Origin of the sequence: Dactylosporangium sucinum (assembly GCF_014647515.1) — a bacterium.
GTDB classification, from domain to species: domain Bacteria; phylum Actinomycetota; class Actinomycetes; order Mycobacteriales; family Micromonosporaceae; genus Dactylosporangium; species Dactylosporangium sucinum.
Window position 1 is genome coordinate 62,119 of the sequence record NZ_BMPI01000053.1, and the last position, 318, is coordinate 62,436.

At 63.8% G+C, this 318-nt stretch carries 1 pseudogene; it reads left to right on the forward strand.

Annotation, left to right across the window (positions count from 1 at the left end):
- Window positions 1–318 (forward strand): annotated as a pseudogene (locus IEZ31_RS57210) (cytochrome bc1 complex cytochrome b subunit); the annotation flags it as partial.

Here is a 318-nt window from a genome sequence, read left to right on the forward strand (position 1 = left end):
GACCTGTTCGGCTGGGGTGACGGCTATACCATCCCGCCCATCTTCTGGCCGACGGTCGTGCTACCCGGCATCCTGACGATGCTGCCGATCTTCTATCCGTTCATCGAAGCGAGATTCACCAAGGACAAATCGGTCCACAACCTGCTCGAGCGCCCGCGGGACAACCCGTTCCGCACCGCGCTCGGCGCGATGGCGATCTCCTTCTACGTGGTGCTGCTCATCTCCGGCGGCAACGACGTGCTGGCCGACAAGTTCCACATCAGCCTCAACGCGATGACGTGGGCGGGCCGCATCGGCATCCTGATCCTGCCGCCGCTG